This is a genomic window from Nocardia sp. NPDC051463 (assembly GCF_040681975.1).
Taxonomy (GTDB): domain Bacteria; phylum Actinomycetota; class Actinomycetes; order Mycobacteriales; family Mycobacteriaceae; genus Nocardia.
Genome location: NZ_JBFBAB010000040.1, coordinates 40037 through 46817 on the forward strand (window position 1 = coordinate 40037; position 6781 = coordinate 46817).

Genomic DNA, 6781 nt, shown 5'->3' on the forward strand with positions numbered 1-6781 from the left:
ATGGACCTGCAATACCTCATCCAACTGATCCTGAACGGCCTGTTCATCGGCTCGTTCTACGCTCTTGTCGCGCTCGGCTACTCGATGGTCTACGGCATCATCAAACTGCTGAACTTCGCGCACGGTGACATCTACATGCTCGGTGCCTTCGGAGGATATGCGCTGCTGACCGCGGCAGCCGGCTCGCTGGGCGGGGGCGCCTCGATCGTCGTACTCGTCCTGATCATGGTGGTGGCAATGGTGGTCACCGGCACCGTGGGGCTCGTCCTCGAGCGGGTCGCCTACCGACCGCTGCGCGGAGCACCGCGATTGTCGGTGCTGATCACTGCGGTCGGCGCCAGCTTCGCGCTCGAGTACGGCATCGCCGTCGGGTTCGGCCCGAACCCGCGTGTCTATCCAGTCGGCTTCGGCAACGGTGCCATCTCCGTGCTGGGCGCCCGGGTCACCTACGCCCAGCTCGCCATGATGGTGATCGCCGTCGGCCTCATGATCGCCCTCGACCAGCTCGTCAACAGGACCCGGGCGGGTCGCGCGATGCGTGCGATCTCGCAGGATCCGAAAGCCTGCCTGCTGATGGGCATCAACGTCGACCGCGTCATCTCACGCACCTTTTTCATCGGCTCGGCGCTGGCCGGTGCGGCCGGAGTCATGGCTGGCGCGTATTACGGAAAGGTGGACTTCCTCATGGGCTTCACCATCGGCCTCAAGGCGTTCACCGCGGCTGTGATCGGCGGCATCGGCAACCTGCGGGGTGCGGTTCTCGGCGCTGTCGTTCTCGGGCTGCTCGAGTCCTTCGGAACCGCCGCGCTCGGCAGTGAGTGGCGAGACGTCTTCGCCTTCGGCTTCCTGATCCTGTTCCTGACCGTCCGACCCACCGGTCTACTCGGCGAGAGAATGACGGAGCGGGTCTGATGAGCAACGATTCCTCGATCCCGGCCCGAGACGGGGCCTTCGATGCCCCCTCCGGCTTCGTGCACGCCGTCGACGGGGCTGGCCGCTCCACGATCGGTCACATCGGCTCCGGCCTCGCGCCCGCAGAGGCAGCTGGCCGTGCTACGCCGGTAAGCCGCGCGATCAGCCACCCGCTGTTCGGCTGGATCGTGATGGCCCTTGCCATTGCGCTGCCGTTCGTCAATTCCTCGTCCTACAGCATCCGGATCGCAACAGACGCGCTCATCTTCGTGATGCTCGCGGTCGGCCTGAATATCGTCGTGGGCTACTGCGGTCTGCTCGACCTGGGCTTCGCCGCCTTCTTCGCGATCGGCGCCTACACCTCCGGCATCCTCACAACGTCGCTGGGGTGGCCCATTCCGCTCACGATCCCAGTCGTCGTGATCGCAGCCGTCATCGGCGGGGTGGTGATCGGCGGCCCGACCTTGCGACTGCGCAGTGACTACCTCGCCATCGTCACCCTCGGATTCGGCGAGATCATCCGGATCACCGCGAACAACCTCGATGTCACGGGTGGTCCGAACGGGATCTTCGGTATCCCGGACTTCGGCGACTTCGGCCTGCGTTCCGACATCACGACGTACTGGATCATCGTCGCTGTCGTTGCAGCAGCGGTGTTGGCTTCCGCGCGGCTCGGCAAGGGGCGGCTGGGCCGGGCCTGGCGGTTCGTGCGCGAGGACGAGGACGCCGCGGAGGCGATGGGCATCCACACCTACCGGGTGAAGTTCGCGGCGTACATCACCGGAGCGATCTTCGGCGGGATCGCCGGTGTGCTCTTCGCGGTGCACCAGACGGCGATCTCGCCAACTAGCTTCAACTTCCTCTGGTCGGCGCTCATTCTCATGGCGGTGGTCCTGGGCGGGATGGGCTCAACACCCGGCGTCGTCGTCGGCGCGCTCGTCATCTCCCTGCTCCCCGAACTGCTACGTGGAGCGGAGAACTGGCGCTATCTCGTCTTCGGCGTCCTCCTCATCATCGTGATGCTGTTCCGCCCCCAGGGCATTTGGCCGCACCGGGGCGACGAGAAGCCGTCGCGGATCGAGAAGCGACGAGCCCGCACAGCGGCAAAGGAGGTCGCACCGTGACCGTGACATACGGCGAGGTGGCAAGGAACGGCTCATCGGCCACAGGGCTGCTCCAAGTCCGTGACATGACAGTGGCCTTCGGCGGAGTCACGGCCGTCAACGGCCTGACCTTCGACGTGCACGAAGGGGAGGTCCTCTCTGTCATCGGCCCGAACGGTGCCGGCAAGACCAGCGCCTTCAACTGCATTACCGGCTTCTACAAGCCGTCGGCCGGGCACGTCACCTTCGACGGCAGCGACATCACGGGCAAACGTCCCGCGGTCATCGCCGCGCGCGGGGTCGCCCGCACGTTCCAGAACCTGCGCCTGTTCGGCGACCTCAGCGTCCTGGACAACGTGCGCGCGGGGATGCATGTGCGGATCCGGCAAAACGCCTTCGACGCCGTCCTGCACACCCCCCGGTACCACCGCAGCGAGCAAACCGCGACCGACGAGGCGCACCGCTGGCTCGACTTCGTCGGAGCGCGCGGGAGCCGGGTCCACGAAGTGCGCAACCTGCCGTACGGCGAGCAGCGCCGCGTCGAGATTGCCCGGGCCCTGGCCCGTGAACCGAAGATGCTCCTGCTCGACGAGCCCGCGGCCGGCCTGAACCACAACGAGAAGGAGGAGCTCCTCGCCCTACTGCGCCGCATCAGCGACCTCGGGACCGCGGTCGTGCTCATCGAGCACGACATGGGCCTGGTCATGGAGGTCTCCGAACGCATCGTCGTCCTCAACTACGGCAAGGAGATCGCGGACGGCACACCCCACCAGATCCGCACCGACCCCAGGGTCGTCGAGGCTTACTTGGGCACCGACGACGCCGAAGTCCACACCGAGGCCGAAGCGGTGGCCGCTGCCACCGACGAGGAGTTTTTCAGCGATCACACCGCGGCACCGAGCGAGAAGGGCTAGTCGTGAGCACAGTTACCCCTGTCCTCGAGGTCGAGGACCTCGTGGTCAACTATGGACGGGTCGAGGCGCTGCGCGGTCTGTCGCTGACGGTCGGTGAAGGCGAGACGGTGTCGCTGCTCGGCAATAACGGCGCCGGCAAGTCGACCACCGTCTCCACGATCTCCGGTCTGGTGCGTGCGACGTCGGGACGGATCAGGGCGTTCGGCAAGGAGATCACAGCAGCCAAGCCCTGGGAGCTCGTCGAGATGGGCATCGTCCACGTGCCCGAAGGCCGACGGATCTTCCCTCGGCTCAGCGTCCACGAGAACCTGCTCATCGGTGGATACACCGTCCGTGACAGCAAGGCGATCGAGGAGCGCATCCAGGAGGTATACGAGCTTCTACCGCGGCTGCGCGACCGCCGCAACCAGCACGGCGGCACCCTGTCCGGGGGCGAGCAGCAGATGCTGGCGATGGGGCGCGCGATGATCGCTGCGCCGCGCCTGCTCATGCTCGACGAGCCGTCCATGGGCCTGGCCCCCCTCATGGTCGCCCAGATCATGCAGGTCGTGCGAACCATCAACGAGCGCGGCACCGCCGTACTCCTCATCGAGCAGAACGCCCGGTCCGCGCTCACCGTGGCCACCCGCGGCTACGTACTCGAGGCGGGCGTGACCAGCCTCGAGGGGTCCTCGGAGGAGCTGCGGACCAATCCCCGAGTAGTGGAGGCCTACCTTGGCGCCTGAGATGTCGTTCAGCTTCGAGACGGTGGACTACCACACCGGCGGTGAGCCGTTCCGGATCGTCGCCCACGGAGCGGTCCGGCTCGAGGGCGCCACCGTGGCGGACAAGCGGGTCCGTGGGATCGCGAGCCCGGAGGTGCAGTATGCCCGCGCGCTCCTGTGCAGCGAGCCACGCGGCCACGCGGACATGTATGGCGGCTTCGTCACCGAGCCCGACGACGACGGCGCCGATCTCGGGGTGCTCTTCTGGCACAAGGACGGCTTCTCCACCGCGTGCGGCCACGGCACCATCGCGCTGGGTGTGTGGGCCGTCGAGTCCGGCCTCGTGCCGCGACTCGAGCGGGGCACTCGCGACGTACGGATCGACGTACCCTCCGGGCGGGTCACCGCCCGCGTTGCCTTCGAGGCGGGCGAGATCATCCACGTCTCGTTCGTCAACGTCCCGAGCTGGGTGCACTCCACCGGTGTCGACGTCGAGACCGACCGTGGCCGCGTCACGTGCGACATCGTCTTCGGCGGTGCGATGTACGCCGTGGTGTCCGCCGCGGACCTCGGCCTGGCTGTTCGCCCCGCCGACCTGCCCGACCTGATTCGGACCGGTCGCCAGATCCGGGATGGTCTCAACGCCGCCCGCGCGGCGGAGCACCCGAGCGACCCGCGTCTGTCCGGCGTCTACGCAACGATGTTCACCGAGGACGTCGACCCCGACGACGCGACCGCCTCCCAGGAGTTCGAGGGACTCAGTGCCGAGGGTGCGCTGCACCAGCGCAACGTCGTCGTGTTCTCCGACGGCGAGGTCGATCGGTCCCCGTGCGGGTCCGGCACCGCGGCCAGGGTCGCGCATCTGACCAGCCAGGGACGTCTCGCCGATGGTGAGGTCCTGGTGCACGACTCTATCGTCGGCAGCAGATTCCGTGCTCGGGCCGTGGCGCGGGTCCAGGCCGACGGTCACGATGCGCTCGTGCCTGAGGTCGTCGGCACGGCGCACAGGTTGGGAGACAGCCGCTTTGTCGTGGACCCGCGCGACTCGCTGGTTCCCGGCTTCATCCTCAGGTGAGGATCCACAGACCGATGAGTGTTTCCGGTGGGAATGTTGAAGAGACTGCGTTTCCGTCTGGTTGATCAGCCGCCTCGCACCGGGGGCACCTGGGTTCGGTTGCTGCTATGGCTGTGGCTGGGCCTCGTGGTGTATGTGGGCTTCAGCTACCGGCATTCGGAACTGAACGACCTGGAATCCTGACATCCGTGACTTGCGGCGGACCAGATCGCTACGCCGCCCGCCCGGCGATTTGGCCCGTCCCCGACGGCGCACATAACATGTGATATGTCACCGACCGTCTCGCTTGTACGATAGCAACTGACCCAGATCACACGGGCCGATCCCGCGGTCGTCGCTTCCGCCCACCTGCAACAAGAAGGCAATGATGTCCGCCACCAATACGCCGGTCTCGACACTGACGTCGTTCCTTCCCCGGAAGAGCATGCGCGACGAGATCATCGAGAAGTTGCGCGGGGCGATCATCACCGGCGAGTTGCGCCCCGACGTGGTGTACTCGGCCCCCGGACTGGCCGAACAGTTCGGAGTGTCCGCGACTCCGGTCCGCGAAGCAATGATCGACCTGGCCAAGGAGGGCTTGGTCGAAACCGTGCGCAACAAGGGCTTTCGCATTCGCGAGCCATCCGAACAGGAGCTGGACAACCTCGTCGAGGTCCGCCTGCTCATCGAGGTCCCGACCATACGCAAGGTCGCCGACGCCGGTATCGATCCCCAGCAGCTCGCCGAACTGCGCACCCTGGCCCTCAGCATCGAAAAGGCCGCGACCGAACACGATTTCATCACCTACATCTCCATCGACACCGAATTCCACTGCCGCCTCCTCAGCCTCGCGGGCAACAACGAGTTGGTCGAAACGGTGCGGTCGCTGCGCTCCCGCTCCCGCCTCTATGGCGTCCGCCCACTCGCCGAACGCGGTGAGCTCATTCATTCCGCCCACGAGCACGTGGAAATCCTGAATCTCATCGAACAGGGAGCTGCGGAATCGGCCGAACAGTTGATCCGCCGCCACATCGGTCACGTCCGAGGCATCTGGGCTGAATAGATCGGACTCGACGGACGGTCTGCCCGCGTCGATCGTATTCGCTCGAATATCGAGTGGAGGTGGCAACTGGTGGAGCGGATCACCGCCAGCAGCGCCACCATCGCCGCATGCCTCGACCGCTACGACGGCCTCCACATCCTGATGTTCGCCTCGCCCGACATCGACGCAGCCGCCGCCCGCCGCAGCGCGGCGGGCATCGGACACGGCGCCGTGAATTCCGTCCAGCGGCCAGTGCGGACCGGCGGCGAGACCCTGATCGAAACGGTCCGCTATCTCGAAATCGACAGTGCCGATCCGGACGCCCCGCGCGGTGCGGTCGCGGAGGGCCGGGTCGGAGTCGTCGCGAACATCGACCCGCGATTCCAGAACACGCGCCGACTCGAGCATCCCAACGGAGCGTTCGACCTTGTCGAGGTTGTCGTGTGCGCAGCCGCGGCCGATCTCGCCGCCGTCCGTGCCAGATACGAGAGCTACCTTGGCTACCCAGCACACGCCGAGGGAGCCACGCAAGTCTTCGATTTGGACGATGCTCGACTGGTGTTGGTACCCGACTCTGTTCTCGCCGAACGGCTTCCAGGGGAACGCGCACCCGCCCTACCCTCGCTCGTCGCATGCGCCGTCGCCGTCCGCGATATCGAAGCAACCCGAGAGCTCTTGCAAAACAATGGATTCCACCTCGGGATAACTGACTCTGGTGATCCTTTCGTGCCTGCCGATGCGGCGCTCGGCGCGGCGATCTTTTTCCATCAGGGCGAACCGGACCAGCGAACGGCTCCCGGTCTCGGCTGCCGTCCGGCTTTGTGTCGACATCGACCTGGAACCAGAAAGTCACCTTGCCGTTCCTGAAGACGCGTTTGGTGATCGGTTCCGCACGTCTGGATCGCTTGTTGGCGGTCTCGTGGCTCGGTTGTGTGGTTCAACGGTGAGTTCGGGTCCAGGGGGACTGCCCCCGGTTCGGTTGACTCCTGACCTGTGAGGATTTCCTTGCAGTGGAAGGATCATCGATATGCCCAAGGCCTATCCCGAGGAGT

Annotated in this window: 7 protein-coding genes; all 7 read left to right on the forward strand. The window is 66.1% G+C overall.

Translation table 11 applies throughout. The features are described from left to right. The gene (locus AB0M74_RS32540) at nucleotides 1-912 is read left to right on the forward strand and encodes a branched-chain amino acid ABC transporter permease (protein WP_366530141.1); all 912 of its coding nucleotides are present in this window, start codon (nucleotides 1-3) and stop codon (nucleotides 910-912) included. Then, a complete protein-coding gene (locus AB0M74_RS32545) occupies nucleotides 912-2036 on the forward strand; it encodes a branched-chain amino acid ABC transporter permease (protein WP_366530142.1) in 1125 nt (374 codons plus the stop codon). The genes AB0M74_RS32540 and AB0M74_RS32545 overlap by 1 nt, the downstream gene beginning before the upstream one ends. Nucleotides 2037-2101: 65 nt before the next feature. Then, nucleotides 2102-2929 (forward strand): ABC transporter ATP-binding protein, encoded by an 828-nt coding sequence (locus AB0M74_RS32550; RefSeq protein ID WP_366530143.1) that lies wholly within the window; start codon nucleotides 2102-2104, stop codon nucleotides 2927-2929. 2 nt (nucleotides 2930-2931) lie between these two features. Beyond that, the gene (locus tag AB0M74_RS32555; RefSeq protein WP_328412083.1) at nucleotides 2932-3654 is read left to right on the forward strand and encodes an ABC transporter ATP-binding protein; all 723 of its coding nucleotides are present in this window, start codon (nucleotides 2932-2934) and stop codon (nucleotides 3652-3654) included. After that, on the forward strand, nucleotides 3644-4708 hold the full coding sequence (locus AB0M74_RS32560) for a proline racemase family protein (protein ID WP_366530144.1): 1065 nt from the start codon (nucleotides 3644-3646) through the stop codon (nucleotides 4706-4708). The genes AB0M74_RS32555 and AB0M74_RS32560 overlap by 11 nt, the downstream gene beginning before the upstream one ends. A 364-nt stretch (nucleotides 4709-5072) precedes the next feature. Beyond that, nucleotides 5073-5750 (forward strand): GntR family transcriptional regulator, encoded by a 678-nt coding sequence (locus AB0M74_RS32565; protein ID WP_366530145.1) that lies wholly within the window; start codon nucleotides 5073-5075, stop codon nucleotides 5748-5750. Nucleotides 5751-5819: 69 nt separating this feature from the next. Next, a complete protein-coding gene (locus tag AB0M74_RS32570; protein ID WP_366530146.1) occupies nucleotides 5820-6596 on the forward strand; it encodes a VOC family protein in 777 nt (258 codons plus the stop codon). The last annotated feature ends 185 nt before the right edge of the window (nucleotides 6597-6781 follow it).